The following is a 16855-nucleotide window of genomic DNA, read 5'->3' as shown; positions in this document are numbered from 1 at the left end:
GTGTACTCTTTTGTTTTTTTACGAGTAATGCCCAATCTTTTTAAAGCTTTGTAAATGCCCATGTCAGTACAACCAAAACGTCTTGCTCGCTCATACAGGTAATCATAAGGGTAGTCTTCTACATCTTTGAGTAATGCTTCATCATCTATCTTTTTAGGCTTTACTTCTTTGGCGGGTTTAATCTCTATGTTTTGTTGCCAGTTTTGTAAGGTACGAGTAGAGACATTAAGTAAAGATGCTACCTTGCGATAAGACATGCCTTTGTCATTGATGAGTGCCAAGGCTTTTTTGCGAAAGTCTAGGGAGTAGGTCATGGTATTAGAGTCTTTATTTAATGAATGTTAGGGTATTGTGGCATATTTGGGGTTTGGGGGGTGTATAATTTCATTTTCCAACCTATTTAATTAAAAAGACAAAAAAGAAAAATCAAAACAATCATCGTGTAGCATATATAAGCAAGTAAATAAAATAACAAATCTTTGATTTTCTTATTTCTTAAAAACTTTTTAAGCATATACTACACAATTAAATTCATCTTGAACGGCTTCGGTCGCCACTATCAGGCACTCTCACTTCAATTTCAGGCTTAATTTCATTTGGCGGTATTGGATAGCCCAATTCCAATTTACCACTTGCCACATCAGGCAAGACATTATTTAATCGGCTCATGGCGTTTTGTCTCGCTTCATTGGTATCGTATCTACTCAATACATTTTCACGCCACAAATTGACTTTGGCGATATTCTCATCGCTCATTTGTGGATATTTTTCTTTGACATTTTCAGGGTTTAAACTTTCATTGAGTGATTTTAAAGCGTTATAATTTTTAGTAAATAATTCACCGTCTAAGCGTATATCTTTACCGTTTGGATTTGAAAGCGTGATTGATTTTTTATTTTCTCTTATCACATTAAATCCATTTTCTTTGAGCTTCTCAATAATATCAGAGCGTTCTTTAATTGAGCCGTCTCTCACACCATTTTGAATAAGCGTTTTAATTTCTTGCTTAATTTCTTTTTCAGTTTTTTGAGTTGGTGCTTGCTCCTGCTCAGGTTGAGCGGTTTCCACTTCTTTTGTCTTTTCAGACATAAAAGATTTTTGATGATGATTAACCTGATTTGAGTAATCTATCATCTTCTCATCATAAACTTTCAATACCAACTCTTTATTATTGATGTTCATCTTATCCAATGACTTCTCTAAATCATGTCTTGCAAATACAGCCGTTGTTCTTAAAAAAGCATTTTCATGTGGCATGTCATAATTATCATTAGATATAAATTCCCTAGTCATCCTATTATTGAAATTATTGTTAAATTCATTTTTAACATTATCAGGAATATTCATATTTTCAACCATTGATTTAACAAAATAAGTATCGGAAGTTTTATCAATGGCGTAATGGTGTGTTTTATATTCATTAATATCAAAATCTAGGGCTTTTTTAATACGCAAGTCCTTATCATCATCTAATTCAAAGTATTTTTCATTCAAAACTTGCTCAGACGGATTGTAGCCTTTTTGGTAATGAACTTCTTTCATTGCCAAAGCATTGCTAATGATTGATTTATAATTTTGAAAATCACCGCTTATTTCATGGGCTGGATTTTCAATTTTCTCAGCAATTACCGTATTGACGCTACGCTCTATTTTGCTGGCTTCTAGCATTGCCAAATCACGCTCGCTAGGCTTATAGCCCTTAACTTCAATGCCACGCAAGGACGCTTCTAGCCACGCTTTTTGCTTAAATTCTTCTGTGCCTTTAAGTTTAATTTCTTTCCAGCCTTTACTTTCCGCCAAGTCAAGCATGGCGTTAATGGTTTTTTCGTCTTGCCGTGAAGTATTTAAACTATACTTTCTGTCTTCAAAAGCAATATTCATTTGGCTTTTGTCGTCTTTATCATAATAGTTAATCTTTTCATCGCCCATGAATTTATTTTTGACAACACCAACATAGTTATTTTTGATATTGTCAGGAATATATTCAAAATCTTGGGGTTTTATTGCTTTTTTGCCTTTCCAAGCATTTTCTGTTTCCTTAACAACATCATCAATGCTTTTTTGGCGTACTGGCTCTTTATCCTGACTAATTTCATTAGTCAATTCTTGATATGGCTCATGACGCTCAATTTCCCATATCCTTTTTTTGGTATCTTCATCAATACCAAAATCTTTTAGGTTTACCACATCGCCTTTTTTTAGGTCTCCAGCTTTATTAAAGGCTTCTTCTAAACCCTTACCACGAATGGGTTCAGCCAAGTTACCTTTATCATCTTGCAAGACAAGGTAAAAAGTTTCTTTGCCCTTATATTCTGCATAACCAACATCAGCGATAGTGCCAGTTTTAAAATTTTGATTGCTCATGGTCTAACTCCCATTAAAAATTAAATTCGTCATCATCAATTTGCTCTTGGACAAAATCATTATCAAATTCATCTTTATCATCTAAATTAAATACGATTTCATCATCGTCAGCACTCATTGAATTTTCATTTTGCTTAGCTCTCGCTTCGGTTTCTATGCGGTCAAGTTCAGCAAAAACATCATCGGTAAACCCAAGTGCTTTACCAAGCTCAGCAAGAAAATCAGGGTGTTTCTCTTGGTAATGCTCAATCGGTTTAGTTTCCTTGTGGTTTTTTGGCGGTTCTAACTTCACGCCACGCATTTTTAATATCCAGTATCGGCGGTTGGTGTTTGGCTGGAATATCAAGCCCTTGTGCTGGCTCTTCCACTCTTTTCATGCGTTTGCCAAAGACATCAGGGCTGGTGTAATAAAAAGCCTTCTCGCAAAAAATGGGGAGCGTGCGTCTAGTAAAAAAGATGATTTCTTTTTCAGCGTCCATTTCCTTCAATTCTTGCGGTAACATCAATGCACGGCTTTGGTCTGACGTTGAGACACTACCGCCACCGCCTTTGCCACGATTACGACTTATGGATTTACTCTTAACAGTTTGTGTGCCTAAGCGTTTACTCAAATGCTCCGCTTGCTCTATGGTTGTGGGTGTAAATTCCACCTGACAAGCAATGTTGGACAAAATAGCATTTGCCCCATCTTTGCCGTAAGCGTCTTCTACTTGGCTAACGCTTTGGAAAATTGGCATAAGTCGGACATTGTAGCCAGCAATATAAGCAATGGACTTTTGAATAATATCCACACGCCCCAGCGAAGTAAATTCGTCCAACAATACCAAACATTGATATTTCAAACGCTCATCATGCTCAGGCAACACCCTCGTGTTAATATTGATAAGCTGGCTAAAAAACACATTCAATAGTTTAGAAAATCTTGATAATTCATTAGGCTGAATACCCACATAAATTGTCATTTTCTTTTTACGCACATCGTCAAGGCGAAAATCAGAATGACTGGTAGCAGTCGCCACAGACGGGTCTGTAAAGACATTCAAGGGCGACATCAGCGTTGCTAGAATGCTAGAACGAGTATTATCACTATCTACATTCACATAAGCCATCATCGCTTCTATGCACTCCACAGACAGCTCTTTTACCCTTGTTTCACCAGTTTCATTGTTAATCACAATAGGCGTATTTTTTCTTTCATTGATGATTGTTGGTATCCATTCGTGCAACGGCATACTGGTTGGCGTTGTCAGCTTGATAAGCTCCGCCATTGAACAAGGGCGGTTGGGTGTTTCCATCATGTACAACACCAGCCCTGTGAAAATTCTTTGGGCTTGGTTTTGCCAAAATGCATCTTTTGGGTCATCAGCAGGATAAAAGATATTGGCAATGTTCTGGACATCAGCCATTCTCTTTGTATCGTCCCTATCTATGTAGTCAAGGGGGTTATAGCGGTGAGAACGACCATCTTCGGATTTAGGGGCAAACAAAAATACATCTTGATATTTGGCACGAAAGCCAGCTGTGAGTAGCCAGTTTTCCATTTTAATGTCAAGCACCACGATACTATCAGGATAAGTAAGCAGGTTGGGAATAACGATACTTACACCTTTACCGCTTCGTGTTGGTGCACCAATAGAAATAAATTCATTCCCATAGAATTGCAAAAATTTACCCTTGTGCTTGCCGATAATTACAGGCGGTTCACTTGGAAATTTTTTCTTTAATTTCTCTTCTTCTTTCGGGGTTGGCAAAAAGCCAGTTTTTCGGATTTCCATATCGTTAGCAAAGCGTGCTGAGCCGTGCAACTCCCTTTTTGTCTTTGCAAACAACGCCACCAGCACCGCTACATTCAAGATAATCCACACTACCAATCCAGCAAGCAACAGCAGATGATATCGCATTTAGAGCAACAGCTGACACAAAAAGACAGCGAGATTTTAACCTTGCAGACTGCCTTGATAGAGCTAACCGAGCAGGTGGAAGGCTGGTCGATGATGCTTGGGAATTTACAAGACAATGCGACATGGCTAAACAGTCAATTAAAACCATTAGAGACAAGGTTGTAACGCTAAAGCTCTACCGTGCAGACACCGAGGAGGCTCTTACAGAAGATGACATGCAAAAACTGGCGTATGACACGCCCATCATGGAGCTGACCCCCATGGTAACTCATGCACTAAACCATAAAAAAGACAGAGATTATGCAATGAAAAGATGAGTGGGCATTTGGCAGGTCATGTTGAGATTACATTGACTTTAAAATTAGTTTAATTTAAGATAATATCTTAAATTAAACTAGGTTTTATTATGTACATTCCCCGTCATTTACATCACATGCTAACAAAGCTCATCGCTCAGTTCCCTGCGGTCATGGTTACAGGGGCAAGACAAGTGGGCAAATCCACGTTGCTACAACACACCGCCCGTGAACAAGAAGAGAGGTATGATTATGTAACCTTTGATGACCCCATTCGCTTAGAGCAGGCCCAAGATGACCCCATGCTCTTTATGATGAATCACTCAGGGCGTTTGGTGTTAGATGAGGTGCAATACGCCCCTAAGCTGTTTTCGGTCTTAAAACTACACATTGATGAGAAAAAACAAAATGGTCTGTTTTTATTGTCAGGCTCGCAAGCATTTAGCCTGATGGAGCATGTCAATGAGAGTCTGGCAGGGCGTGTGGCGGTGCTTAGGCTACTTGGTTTGTCTTATCGTGAGATTCGGGGTGTTGAGTTCTTTGAGGGGTTTGTGCCAACAGAGGCGTATTTAAAAGCCTATGAATTCGCCATAGATAGACAAGAGCAGACCACAGATGACAAGAGCAGTCCTGACACGCTATGGCAGATGATTCACAAAGGACAAATGCCAAGGCTTTATGAGCAAGAAACGCATTGGGAGGTTTATTATGCGTCTTATGTCAGTACCTACCTGCAAAGAGATGTCCGTCACATTGCCAATATCAGGGATTTAAACGACTTTACTCGCTTTATGACAGCAGTGGCCGCACGAAGTGGCGAGCTGTTAAATTACAATAACATCGCCCAAGAGGTGGGCGTGTCTGTGGACACCATCAAACGCTGGATTGCCATTTTAGAGACCTCAGGCATTGTCTATCTACTAAAACCTTATCACCATAATCACTTAAAAAGAGCAATAAAAACCCCAAAAATCTACATGCTAGACACAGGACTCATGGCATACCTAACCAAGTGGCTAACCCCAGAGGTGTTGCAACATGGGGCTAAAAATGGGCAGTTCTTTGAGAGCTTTGTGGTGGCGGAGATTTTAAAATCCTTCTACAATCAAGGGGCTGAACCGCCTGTTTATTTTTATCGAGACACCAACCAAAAAGAGATTGACATCATCATAGAGCAGGACGGCATCATCTACCCTGTGGAGATAAAAATGACCGCCAAACCCACCAAAAAACACGCCACACACTTTAACACCCTAAAAGAACAACTGCCAGCTGACGAGATTGGCATTGGCACAGGAGTCATCATCAATCAATACCCAAATAAACTGTGGCTTGATAAGGAGCTGGTGGCGTTGCCTGTGGGGTATTTGTGAATAAAAATTAGCCCCTATGACTAAATAATCAAAGATAAAATCTGGCGTATCATTTTTGATAAAATGGTTTTAAAAATATGATAATATAGAACCTATTAAGTTTTTATTTAGTTCTAAATAAGTTTTATTTTATCAAGGAAAATTTGTTATTCGACCCTTAAAAAGAAAGATATTTTCATCAATCAAGGGTTAATGTTAAATTGGTTAAAATTTAGTTCTAAAATATAACTTTTTTAGTTATAATATAAGACTAAATTAAAATTAAATTAGGTCTATTATGATTATACTTTTTGGTAGTCAAAAAGGTGGTTGTGGCAAGTCTACTCTTGCCATTAATACTGCTTGTTATCTTGCCAATACTGGTGGAGATGTGGTGCTTGTTGATGCTGATATTCAACAAAGTTCAGCAAACTGGGTAAGAGACAGAGAGCAGGCGGGGTTAAAGGCAGTGCACTGTATTCAGCGATATGGCGACATCAAAAGCACGCTTAAAGACTTGGCTGGGCGGTATCAGCACGTGGTCGTTGATGTGGCAGGTCATGATAGCAAAGAGCTAAGAACTGCCATGTTAGTGGCTGATAAACTCATTGTACCATTTCGCCCATCACAACTGGATTTGGATACTCTGCCACATTTGTCAGAGGTTATCGACCAAGCCACAAGCTTTAATGACTCGCTCAAAGCCTATGGGCTACTTACCCTAGCCCCTACCAATCCTGCCAATCAAGAAATTAAGCAAGCAGGGGATTACCTGAGTGATTTTCCTTTATTAACCCCACTATATGCTGTGATACATGATAGAAAAATCTACCGCGATGCCATCTCGGAGGGTAAGGGCGTGATAGAGGGTAATAACCCGAAGGCAAGTGATGAATTTACAGCATTAATGACGGAGATATTGGCATGATACAAAGACGAGTAAAAAGCGAACAGGACTTTATTAACCAAGTAGACCCATCTAGCAAACAACCGACAGAGGACAAGCCTAGCACCAAAAAAGGTCGAAAATTCATCTCACACACCATTCAGATGAATGAAGAGGAATATCAGTTATTAAAAGAGCTGGCACACAAGTATTGCCAAAGTCATAGTGGCATCATTCGTTATGCCTTAAAAGCACTGGCAGAGCAAAAATAGTTTTAATTTAGTTCTAAATAAGTTTATTTTAAAATTTATTTAGAACTAAAATGGTTAAAGAAATCCAGTATGATTTTTGGTTGAGAATGATGAGAACCCCAAAAAAACAACTCCCCATCGGCATACAAACATTCTCAAAGCTTAGACAAAATGACGAGTGTTACTATGTTGATAAAACCCCAAAAATCATCGAGATGGTTGATGGGAGTGGTTGTGGTTTTTATCTTGCTGAAGGCTTTTCTTCATCGGCTACTTGTTAAAATTGAAGGTTTGGCATTTACAATACTTGCTGTTTACTTGGTTTTATTTTAGAACTAATATAAAACTTTTTTGGTTTAAAAAAGCATTTAAATAACAACAAGCAATCTCTTGGGTGTGCTTGATGGTTTTTGTGTTTGTTTGAACTAACGGCAGAGATTATGACTATCCAAATGGTTTGAAAACCCCATGCAATCATAGTAAAATAGCACCTAAATTTTATTACAAGGCAGTCTTTAATGCGTTTTTGTCATAATAAATCAGACATCATCATGCAAGTTCTCACGCCATCGGTGATGGTGGTCACTTTGGGGTTCTTGGGGATTGCCAATGTTCATGCCAATACCCCTCTTCAAATAGCCAATCAACAAATTCAAAGACAGCAGCAAAGACAGGATGCTCTAAATCAAGCATTGACCACAAGCCCCACTGTCCACGTCCAAATGCCTACGCTAGAGCAAAACTCTGTCGCCAGCACACAGGAAAACCTACCTTGTTTTGTGATTCATGAAATCGCCTATGTACCACTACAGACTGATGAGAAGGTGGATTTAGGGCAATTCTCCTTTGCTCTAGCACCCTTAACACATGGCAAAGGTAGTGTTCTGGGTCAATGTCTAAACATTAATGATGTTAACAACATCGTCCGTGATGTCCAAAATCGTCTCATTGAGCGTGGCTATACCACCACAAGAGTGCTGGTCGGCAATCAAAATCTGTCGGATGGACGACTTGTTTTGACCGTTGTGGCTGGCATTGTGGGGCAAATCAAAGCTGATACCAAAAGTAGTAGTGTGCCAGTCTATACAGATAACACAGGACTTCCTGCCAACTTTAAGACTGCCTTGCCTTTTAAGACTGGCGATGTGCTAAACATCCGTCATTTAGAAACTACTCTTGAAAATCTAAAGCGAGTGCCAAGTAGCGACGCTGATTTTTCTATCACGCCAAGCGACTCTGGTGAGTTGGGTGCTAGCGATGTGCTCATTAATTACACAGCATCAAGAAAGGTGCGAGGCAGTCTTAGTCTTGATGATTCAGGGTCAAAATCCACAGGCAAATACCAAGGCGGTATTACCCTAAGTTTTGACAATCCAACTTGGCATAACGATTTGTTGTACTTGACCTATGGTCGTGATTTGGGCAATGACATCAACAAGGGTGAATATACCCATAAAAGTGCCAAAGGTGGCAGTGAAAATTACAGCGTAGGCTATGTCCTGCCTCTTAAAAATACCGTCTTTAATGCCAGTGCCAGTCACTACACTTATCATCAGAGCGTAGCAGGGGTTAATCAAGACTATGTTTATGGTGGTGACTCAGACAACATCAGTCTAAATGCCAGCCATTTGGCTCATCGAGATGCAAGAAGTAAAACATGGCTTAATGTGGGTGGGTTTACCAAATCGCAAAAGAATTATATTGATGATACCAAGATTGATGTGCAACGTCGCAAAATCTCAGGCTGGACATCAGGCATTCGCCACGAGACGAGGTTTGGGCAAAAACAACTTGCCACAGATGTTAGCGTGCAACGTGGCACAGGGGCATTTAATGCCCTAATACCGCCTGAGAGTCTATTTAACGAGGGCACGGTACGCACCCCTATCTATAAACTCAACCTAAACTTCGCCGCACCTGTTAAACTTGGTGATAATTACCAAATGGGCTATCAGGCAAATCTTAGAGCTCAATATGCTCAAAAAGCCCTAGTACCCAGTGAGCGGATGAGTATCGGTGGTCGATACAGCGTGCGTGGCTTTGATGGCGAGCGGACACTGTCAGGCGACATGGGAGCGACCTTTCGTCAAGATGTCAGCTTTCCCATCAAACAATCCAATCATAGCCTGTATCTGGGGCTAGATGCTGGCAGCATCGCCATGCAAAATAAAGAACAAGACAATCTACTGCTCGGCCACACTTTGGTCGGTGGGGCAGTTGGTGTGAAAGGGTACATTAAACCACTACGTCTAAACTACGACCTATTTACAGGACACCCCATCAGACAACCTGAGTACTTTGGTAAAAAAGAATGGACTGGTGGGGTGAGTTTGGGGTGGGGGTTTTGATGACCCCTTGTTAAATTTTAGATAATCTTTTGAACAACAAGCTCTGTACGAGTCAGTATGCTTTTTTCTTTTAATAAGGGTTTGATTTCATCTTCTGTATAGCCTTGAATAAGTTCAGGGCGTTCAATAAAGTTGTTGTATGGGTTTTTAATGCTTAATAGCTCTTGAACTAAATTACTCATAAATTACTCCTCAGGCTTGGTACCTGTTGAACCATGCTCAATATGAATTTTGATATTTTGGTTTAGATTTTTAAAGTCTTGGATTATGCCACCTATCTTACCACAATGATTATCTCACGACCTTGACTAGGTTTTCTTTATTAATAAAATCCTTAACATTTGTATAATAATACTCATTTCTATCTTTAATAAAATAACCAAAACCCTCCATAAATATTTTATTATCTTCAATATAAATATTGGTAATTGGGTTAATTAGGAAGGTTTCCTGATTTATTACTAAATTTTCATTATGATAAAAAAATGGCGGAAAAATGAATAAATCATCAGCAAATTTCATTAAATGGCAAAATAAATCGGGATGTTGATTTGCTAAAAAATCAGCTCTTGGTAAATTTAATGTATATAAATATCCTAAATTAATTTCCTCTAAGTCCTCAAAACTATCCTCTGCACAATCATCAATAAAGCTATTGATTGCATCTTTACAGACTGATATAAAGTCATCTAAATTCTCAGACCAAATAAAATGCTTGGAGTTTTCTGGTATTTGTCTACCATATTTTTTTTCTTGATTGGAAATATCTGTTGTGATATTCAAATATTGATTATCATTTACAATAAACATATATTTAGCCTCTATTGTTGTTTATTTGGTGGAATAATGATAATAGTACCGTCTGTATTGACAGTAATTGACCCAGATGGCACATAAGGTTGACCTGATTTTTCATCTTTATCAGCTCTGATACCACTTCTTTGAAAAAACTCTTCAGGACTTTCTATCTTTGAAATACTTGTCTATCTTTGAAATACTTGGGGTTTCATTATTTGGAACTATATGAGTTCTTTCTAAACTTAAAGCACCATCAATATCTGCAGACTTATCTCTTATCTTATCTTTTATTTTCTTGGATTTATTCGCATTAATATGCCCAAAACCAATATCTACATCGCTATTATTCTGGAAATCCCCACGAATGCGGCTACCACCAAATACCACCGATGTATTGCTATTTTTTGCCACTTCCAAGATGACTTTTGCCTGTTCTTTTGGTAAGCCACTGACCGCTTTTGATAAAAACTCAGCCTGCTCATCTATATTTGTAATTTTTATTTCAGTTTTTTCTGGGTACTTATTGAAAATAGATTTACTACTATAATCCAACCCATGTGTAACCGATAAGTTACCATCAACAGTAGTGGTCAATTTTGAATCATGTTCAATTCTCAAAACATTATCAGAGTTAGCATAATTTTTGAAATTTGATGATTCCCTTGCCTTTCTACTTTCATCAATATTTTGAACCACACTTTCGTAGTAGGGGCTATTAATGGTTTGTTGTTTCTGATTTTTATAAACATTCTCCAAATCATAATCACCTGCCCTTGTAAAAGAATCGTCAACATGTTTAGTGGCTGTCTCCCCAGCATCCACAACATCATCCACCTTATCAAGCTGACCCTCGACCCTACTAATAACTCTAGTCCCCTGCCCTACTAATCCCGCACCAATCGGGGATAATAGATTGCTAGTAGCAATCAGTCTTTGGGTTTCATTCCAGCTCTTGCCTTGAATATAACCAAGTTCTTCATGTCTACCTTGAATTCTTAGTAGATTCTCGTAGTAGGTTTGCATTTTTTTATCATCATAAATGCCAACCTCATCACTTGTAAGAGATTCAACGATATAGTCATCAAGACTGGCAATACTTGCAATAATTGAATTTATATCTTTTTGCCAAGATGCCTCTGTATTTGCTTGACTTGCCCCTAGCTGACCGCCTCGAATAAAATTACTATCAGCAGTTTGAGTATCGACTTTTTGCTCTATTAAACTCAAATATTCATATACCAAAGGATCTCTTATGGAGTTAAATAAGTCTTTCAGACCTATTGTTGGATTATGATACGCATCCATACCGCCATTATCAATAGCAGGCACTGGTATACTTGTGTCCCCTTGATACTCATTAATAAAAAAGCTTACAAAACGCATATTCCTGTCCCCTAATGTAGCTCCTGTATTAGGGTCGGTTTCTAAAAATATATTAGCCCAATCATGATCAAGTACAGAGGCGAGGGATTGTGCCATTTCTTTTTTTGCCTCTTGTTCTGTTAAGCCGTACTCAGATGCGTATTTGCTTACCATTTCCTGATTAAGGACATAATGTATTTGATCAATGCGAGCTTGCCTATAATCCCACTCCCCCTCTCTCCCGTCGTGGTTCTCTGCAAAGGCCTTATCATTCCCCTCAAGCAATGCTTGATTTTGAGCGGTTGTTTGTGCATCTTTACCATCCCCAAGCTGTGCTTTGATGGGGCTTATTGTATCTTGATTGGCGATGATGGCGGCATCGGTATTGAGCTTGGCGGCAAGCCCTGCTAGGTCTGCTAAGGTTTCGTTTTTGCCACCACGGATATGGTCTAGCTCGTGAGCTAGGGTTTGGATACTGTCTTGTCTTAGTTCATTATCGGTGTCTATGACCGTTAGTGTTTTATTGGTAGCACCTTGCTTGCCTCTTTGGGCAGTAATGCTGGTAAGCAGTACCTCGGTGCTAATACCTGTGGCATCAGAGAGGGCTTGTAGAGCCTCTTGGCTTAGGGTAAGGTTGTGGTATTCGCCTTTTTGATAAGCATCAAGGATGGCAGCAAGTTCTGGGTTGTCTTGTATGGCTTTTGCCATTTTAGCAGGGGCTTTGGCACCTTGGATGGCTTGGGTTAGGGTTTGGTTACCCGTTAAGACATTAGCAGTGGTGGCAACAACTTGTACACCTGCCGCTCCTGTAATTTTACCTGTTGCTTGAAGATTCTCATCAAGCTTCTCCTGCTCTTTGTTAGCGTACTCAAAGATGGCAAAGATCAGATAAAACAGCAATAATAGCCAGTATTTTAAGACCTAAACTAAAATTTACCTTAAGCAACCTAGAACTCAAGTTTTATATTTTCTAAAATATTTAATGTACCCAACGGGCTAACCAGTGGGTTAAAATCAGATGTCCAGCTATCTAGCTGATACAAATAACCATAATTATCCAAAGACAATTCAAGCATTATCTTTCTACCATCAGTATCATAAGTCTCAGCTTGTATTAACGGTTTATCAAATTCCCTCACGCAATCGCTGTCATAAAAAAATTCCAAAGAACCCATACCCCCATCATCAGTCAAATCAAAAACCAATATTTGCTTGAGCGATGATTGAAGTTTATAAGATGCTGTACACAAGTCCAGTAATTTAGAAATTAGCAATAATTCACTTTCGCGCAGAAAACGCAGTTTAATATCATCTTTTAACATGGGATCTACCTATATTGTACTGATTAATGCCAATTCTATGAATATAATACTGGACTTGCTGACCATTAATTGTAATCTCAAACCCTTTGGTTGTGCCTATAGGGATGGAACTCAAATCTCTTCTTCCAAGATCATTTCTTAAATTCGTCTATTTCTATATCTTTTGATAAGCAAAAAATAGGACATGTTTTATCATTATTCACCATCAACTCCCTTTCATGGTCTAAACCCAAGCTTTTCTTCAAACATTAACCAATATTCTAAATTACCCTCAATAATACCTTCATACACTTCCCAATGATTATTTAAGAAGTACTCCAATACAGGATGTATATATTCACCCAATACATTTTGATCGTTTATAGATTCAATGTTGTAGATCTCATCTTCAAAATATACAGAGAGTCCAGTACGGTTATGCGCACTAGATAAATAGTGTAAAACATATCTCCCTTCTGAGTTTTTTTGTTTATAGATATAGTATATATAAACAAATGTATTGTTGGTTTTTAATTTTGCTCGTATCATAAATTACTCTCTTGTTACTATCTTTATATCGTATGCTCTGCCCGTTCGACTATTGTATTGATAATGAATAGTGATTGTTCTACCATTAGCTCCAGTAAATGTTGCTTCCATTTTTTGAAAACCCGCACTTGCAGGGAATCTTGGGTCATTATTCAGACCTTGTAGCCTTCTGCCTGACAAAGGATTACTAGAAACTTGATTCCAGAATATCTGCTCATTCAAATTTCTAGGGGTTGCAACTTGTGGTGGGTTTGCATTGGGGTTTGCTGTACTAACATATTGTGCATTCTGTATTAAATCGCTCTCTTGTCGCCCCCTATTATTAATCTGCTCATGCCTAGCAACATTGTAATTAGAATTATTCAACCCAATATTAAGTTGTGTAGAATTAGGTCTATTCAAATTTTGATAATAAGGACTTTTTAAAAACTCCCGATATGCAACATTATGGTCAGCATAGGTCTGATTTGTACCATGTCTAATAAACATACGAAAGGCGGTATATTCAGCTGCTTCTCTTTGAGTAACCGGTCCATTTCTAATTTGTTGGATACCACCAAAGTTTGGGTAAGTTTGACGAATAGCCTCTGTTTCTCTACGAACCGTAAGAGCGTGGGGATTATTGTTTACATTCCATCTTCTTGCATTTGGGTTGTTGGTATTAATCAAAGGCGGTCTAACGCCCTGATTCCAAACCCCATCACTCTCCTTCTCTCCCTCTAACTGCCCCTTATTCTCATCCAAGAGTGCTTGGTTGTGAGTGTGATAAGCAAGCTGTTCATCGGTGCTTAGATTTTGCAGGGTTTGAGTCGTTGGTGTAATGCCTTGTCTATGAGTATTGATATCCTCTTTATTTAGGCTGGTACCGATATTATACGCTACATTACCCAGTTTGCCCATTCTTGTGGCAGAAGTTTCGCCTTGTCCATTGTGGTGGGCGATTTCGTGGTTTATAAAAATCCGATTGTCTTCATGGTATATTAAATCATATCATATGGCTACACTCCACCCTCTCTACCTTGATATGATTTCTTATGAGAACTGGGACAATTTTTTCCAAATACCAATTAAAATCCGTTAAGGTAGTTGATGAGTTTTCAATTCGCTTTATATTCAATAAAAAAGATAGCCCACCTTCTGGGTAAAATAAGAAATTTCCGCCGATATTAGTATCAAGCCATGTCAATCCCAACCCTATGATTTCTTTGTTTTTAAATTTTATGGTACAAATATCCATAATCTCATCATCAGTTATAGATTTTGAGTATTGCCAATCAAAATCATCGATATCCCCAATGGGTAGGTAGGATTTACCTCCACAACCCAACAAAGACCAACCATTTGACATTAAGATGTTTATTAATAACAATGGTGTAATCTCTACACTACTTGAATAAAAATTAAAATCTATACTTGCTGAAATTGACATGATTCACCTATTTCCTTTTTTCTAAAAAATTCCATACAGAAATGATAATCATCACAATCAATATAGCAATCATCATAAAATATTTTATGATTCAAACTGTATTCTCCCATCATTTTTAAATCTTCTTCAAGAAAAAATTCTAACATGGGTAATATTTCTTCCAAAATTATATCCACATCTTCTTCTATTTCAGAAATTAAATAAAAATAAACAGTAATATTTTTATATTTATCAAAAGACCAATAAATTTTGGAAAAATTTTCACTAATTTCACCTAAACAAGCCTTTGATAGGCAATATGTCACATAGTAAATATTCATTGACGTGGACCTTTGGGACTGTAAGGAACAATACTCACTTTTTTAGTTCCTTTAATAGACTTCCTGCAAAACTTCAAATCAAGGAAAACCGCTCAAAGTGAGCTTGCCTACCCATGACGGTTTTCCGCCACCCGCAGGCTTAGCTCAAGGCGAACGGAAAACTAGTTTTGCAGGAAGTTTAATAAGATAATAGTTCGTTGGAGAGGAAAACTTTTCTCCGCTACTGGTATTGGTTGCATAAATACCATTTCCTTTGTCATAATTCTATGATTTATAATTAATTTACATATAGTGCAAAAAAATTTTATAACTATTATCAAGATAACCTATCAAAGTTTTATGCATTTCAGCAATCAAGTCAAGATAGTACTCAGCATCATCATTAATTAAGTCTGGGCTCATGTTACTAAAATCTATCGCTTTCAAATTTTCTAACAATAGATTTTTATCAGGTATTTCCCACCATCCTCCCAACTCATTATTTTGAAAGTCGAAATCAAAATCCAAACCAGCGTCTATAAATTTTTCTAATAATAAGCAGTAATTGCTATTAATTGACTCCGACATCATTTTTAAAATTTCTTCAAAATAACAACCAGGTAATGTAAATAAAAAATTTTTACCATGATTTGTATAACGAAATATATAAGCTGACATACCGTAATAATCGCTGTCGTAATAATTATGTATATCTACACCTTCAATCATAAAAACACCTGATTCATTCAACATCTTTAATATGTCCTCTATCAAGAATATCTCTACTATCTCTTGTTTCTTTGCCTTGTTTTCTTAATTTTAAAGCATTATTCCATTTGGATTCTGAAACCCACTGACCATTGCTTAACAAATATTCTGTATCCCCAGCCTTTTGCGTTCTACTTCCTTGGATTTTTCTAGTCACAACCCAAGAATTAGTTTGATTTGCAGGGGCACCAGGGGTTCTAGTATGCCATCTAGATTCGTACTTAACGCCATCTTTAACCCATGTATACTTTATCTGTGCATAACCAGCAGCTTTCTGCTCAATTTTTGTGGTGGCATTATGAGGAACTTTTATAGGTGAACGTACGCTAATTTTAGCGGCAATTTCTTCCGCCTCTGTTTTTGACATTAAATTAAAATTATAATACTCTCTTCTCCCGCTCACAGGATTACTCAATAAATCATTATCAGGCTCATGTCCAGCTCTTGTATCCGTTCTAGAAACCCTCTTAGCCTTAGCCACCGCCTCATCAAGTTCTTTTTTACTCTTAAAATAACGAATGACTTTGACACCTGCTTTACCTGCAACTTTTAATACATAGTCGCCACCAGCAGTCGCAACGGTAAAGGCAACTTCTTCTTTTGTGGTTGGTAGCAGTATGGATGCAATATTCTGTGCTCTGTCGCCACTTCTTGCAAGAATATAGGCTGAACAGTCATTAGGACTAACACCTGCCTGACGACATTCTTTTTGTCGAGTTTTTCCCACACCCTGAGTAACACCTCCCATATTATACATCCCATCCCCACTCTCCTTCTCTCCCTCCAACTGCCCCTTATTCTCATCCAAGAGTGCTTGGTTGTGAGTGTGATAAGCAAGCTGTTCCTCGGTGCTTAGATTTTGCAGGGTTTGAGAGGTTGGGGTAATGCCTTGTCTATGGGTGTTGATGTCATCGGTGTTAAGACTGGTACCGATATTATACGCGAAATCAC

At 38.1% G+C, this 16855-nt stretch carries 21 protein-coding genes; 7 read left to right on the top strand and 14 right to left on the bottom strand.

From position 1 onward, the window contains the following. The 4 genes from B5J94_RS05210 to B5J94_RS05195 form a co-directional block, all read right to left on the bottom strand. Positions 1-314 (bottom strand): IS630 transposase-related protein (locus B5J94_RS05210; protein ID WP_079363979.1); only part of this gene is annotated, 314 nt, incomplete at its 3' end. Positions 315-531: 217 nt separating this feature from the next. Beyond that, positions 532-2364, bottom strand: coding sequence for an LPD7 domain-containing protein (locus tag B5J94_RS05205; protein ID WP_062498627.1), 1833 nt, complete (start codon positions 2362-2364; stop codon positions 532-534). A gap of 13 nt (positions 2365-2377) precedes the next feature. Beyond that, the gene (locus B5J94_RS05200) at positions 2378-2665 is read right to left on the bottom strand and encodes a hypothetical protein (protein WP_062498626.1); all 288 of its coding nucleotides are present in this window, start codon (positions 2663-2665) and stop codon (positions 2378-2380) included. Then, complete coding sequence (locus B5J94_RS05195; RefSeq protein ID WP_079363978.1) at positions 2619-4265, bottom strand: type IV secretory system conjugative DNA transfer family protein; 1647 nt, start codon at positions 4263-4265, stop codon at positions 2619-2621. Before B5J94_RS05195 ends, B5J94_RS05200 begins: the two co-directional genes overlap by 47 nt. Between B5J94_RS05195 and B5J94_RS14105 the strand changes: the two genes are divergently transcribed. The 7 genes from B5J94_RS14105 (at position 4254) to B5J94_RS05165 (ending at position 9398) form a co-directional block, all read left to right on the top strand. Beyond that, entirely contained in the window at positions 4254-4430 is a 177-nt protein-coding gene (locus B5J94_RS14105; RefSeq protein ID WP_156471039.1) for a hypothetical protein, read from the top strand. The genes B5J94_RS05195 and B5J94_RS14105 overlap by 12 nt on opposite strands. Continuing rightward, positions 4388-4582 (top strand): hypothetical protein, encoded by a 195-nt coding sequence (locus B5J94_RS05190; protein WP_029103751.1) that lies wholly within the window; start codon positions 4388-4390, stop codon positions 4580-4582. The genes B5J94_RS14105 and B5J94_RS05190 overlap by 43 nt, the downstream gene beginning before the upstream one ends. A gap of 89 nt (positions 4583-4671) precedes the next feature. Continuing rightward, positions 4672-5934: an ATP-binding protein gene (locus tag B5J94_RS05185; RefSeq protein ID WP_062498624.1), complete on the top strand. Its 1263-nt coding sequence runs from the start codon at positions 4672-4674 to the stop codon at positions 5932-5934. Between the two features lie 277 nt (positions 5935-6211). Continuing rightward, entirely contained in the window at positions 6212-6841 is a 630-nt protein-coding gene (locus tag B5J94_RS05180) for an AAA family ATPase (protein WP_062498623.1), read from the top strand. Continuing rightward, positions 6838-7071 (top strand): ribbon-helix-helix domain-containing protein, encoded by a 234-nt coding sequence (locus B5J94_RS05175; RefSeq protein WP_062498622.1) that lies wholly within the window; start codon positions 6838-6840, stop codon positions 7069-7071. Before B5J94_RS05180 ends, B5J94_RS05175 begins: the two co-directional genes overlap by 4 nt. A 50-nt stretch (positions 7072-7121) precedes the next feature. Then, positions 7122-7331: an AAA family ATPase gene (locus B5J94_RS05170; RefSeq protein WP_062498621.1), complete on the top strand. Its 210-nt coding sequence runs from the start codon at positions 7122-7124 to the stop codon at positions 7329-7331. Between the two features lie 237 nt (positions 7332-7568). Next, complete coding sequence (locus B5J94_RS05165; protein ID WP_062498620.1) at positions 7569-9398, top strand: ShlB/FhaC/HecB family hemolysin secretion/activation protein; 1830 nt, start codon at positions 7569-7571, stop codon at positions 9396-9398. A 17-nt stretch (positions 9399-9415) separates the two neighbouring features. Here B5J94_RS05165 and B5J94_RS14100 read toward each other — a convergent pair whose 3' ends face one another. The 10 genes from B5J94_RS14100 to B5J94_RS05120 form a co-directional block, all read right to left on the bottom strand. Then, positions 9416-9580: a hypothetical protein gene (locus B5J94_RS14100; RefSeq protein WP_156471038.1), complete on the bottom strand. Its 165-nt coding sequence runs from the start codon at positions 9578-9580 to the stop codon at positions 9416-9418. A gap of 109 nt (positions 9581-9689) precedes the next feature. After that, positions 9690-10208, bottom strand: a complete 519-nt coding sequence (locus B5J94_RS05160; protein ID WP_062498619.1) for a hypothetical protein — start codon at positions 10206-10208, stop codon at positions 9690-9692. A gap of 144 nt (positions 10209-10352) precedes the next feature. Continuing rightward, the gene (locus B5J94_RS05155) at positions 10353-12458 is read right to left on the bottom strand and encodes a hypothetical protein (RefSeq protein WP_062498618.1); all 2106 of its coding nucleotides are present in this window, start codon (positions 12456-12458) and stop codon (positions 10353-10355) included. A 47-nt stretch (positions 12459-12505) separates the two neighbouring features. Then, entirely contained in the window at positions 12506-12880 is a 375-nt protein-coding gene (locus tag B5J94_RS05150; RefSeq protein ID WP_062498617.1) for a DUF6984 family protein, read from the bottom strand. 216 nt (positions 12881-13096) lie between these two features. Beyond that, positions 13097-13408 (bottom strand): hypothetical protein, encoded by a 312-nt coding sequence (locus tag B5J94_RS05145; protein WP_062498616.1) that lies wholly within the window; start codon positions 13406-13408, stop codon positions 13097-13099. Between the two features lie 3 nt (positions 13409-13411). Continuing rightward, positions 13412-14308 carry a hypothetical protein gene (locus B5J94_RS05140; RefSeq protein WP_062498615.1) on the bottom strand — a complete coding sequence of 299 codons (897 nt, stop codon included), beginning with the start codon at positions 14306-14308 and terminating at the stop codon, positions 13412-13414. A gap of 85 nt (positions 14309-14393) precedes the next feature. After that, positions 14394-14837 carry a hypothetical protein gene (locus B5J94_RS05135; RefSeq protein ID WP_062498614.1) on the bottom strand — a complete coding sequence of 148 codons (444 nt, stop codon included), beginning with the start codon at positions 14835-14837 and terminating at the stop codon, positions 14394-14396. Next, positions 14816-15157 (bottom strand): hypothetical protein, encoded by a 342-nt coding sequence (locus B5J94_RS05130; protein ID WP_062498613.1) that lies wholly within the window; start codon positions 15155-15157, stop codon positions 14816-14818. Before B5J94_RS05130 ends, B5J94_RS05135 begins: the two co-directional genes overlap by 22 nt. Before the next feature lie 282 nt (positions 15158-15439). Then, positions 15440-15865: a hypothetical protein gene (locus tag B5J94_RS05125; RefSeq protein WP_143821902.1), complete on the bottom strand. Its 426-nt coding sequence runs from the start codon at positions 15863-15865 to the stop codon at positions 15440-15442. A 13-nt stretch (positions 15866-15878) separates the two neighbouring features. After that, positions 15879-16712, bottom strand: a complete 834-nt coding sequence (locus tag B5J94_RS05120; RefSeq protein WP_062498611.1) for a hypothetical protein — start codon at positions 16710-16712, stop codon at positions 15879-15881. Positions 16713-16855 lie beyond the last annotated feature (143 nt).

It is taken from the genome of Moraxella lacunata, assembly GCF_002027545.1.
GTDB lineage: Bacteria > Pseudomonadota > Gammaproteobacteria > Pseudomonadales > Moraxellaceae > Moraxella > Moraxella lacunata.
Note: the sequence above shows the minus strand (reverse complement) of the source record. Positions and strands in the feature narration are given on the sequence as shown.